The sequence below is a fragment of the Vibrio sp. 970 genome (assembly GCF_033339075.1).
Genome location: NZ_JAWOTW010000566.1, coordinates 1 through 588 on the forward strand (window position 1 = coordinate 1; position 588 = coordinate 588).

Here is a 588-nt window from a genome sequence, read left to right on the forward strand (position 1 = left end):
TTCACAAACTCGGGCTGTTCAAGCGAACTGATATGACCCGCTTCAGGAATCTCCACCACCTCACTGCCCGTAATGCAGTCATTCATTAGGTAAGATTCAAATACCGGACGCGGCTTATCTTCTCGACCAACTGCGATCAATGTTGGCAGTGCGAATTTTTCTGCATCTTCAATCACATCACGTCGCCCAAACACCATGCGACCGATACGAGCAACTTCTACAGCTCGCTCACCTGTTAGCAATTCAAGGCTTTGTTTAAATGAAGCGACCAATTCTGGGTGAACTTGATCCGCGTTATTCGCAAAGAACAGTGGTGCAACGGCTTCGATAATAGGCCCAGGAACACCTTGAACTTGGCTGATGGTATCTAGCATCGCAAAGTATTTTTTATGCGTCACTTCTGGTTCCCAACCAATAAAGGTATCCATCAACACCAATGACTTCACTCGTTGCGGGGCTTGAGCGGTCAGTTCCGCGCCCCACATGCCGCCAACAGATAAGCCAACAATGGAAAATTCGTCGATTTCCAAATGATCCATTAGCGCCAGCATGTGTTGGGCATAATCAACTAAAGACGTGGTCGAAGCA

Annotated in this window: 1 protein-coding gene; it reads right to left on the bottom strand. The window is 47.6% G+C overall.

The window, feature by feature from the left end; genetic code table 11:
* A partial coding sequence (locus R7Q11_RS27910; RefSeq protein WP_225467201.1) for an alpha/beta fold hydrolase occupies nt 1-588 on the bottom strand: 588 nt, incomplete at both ends.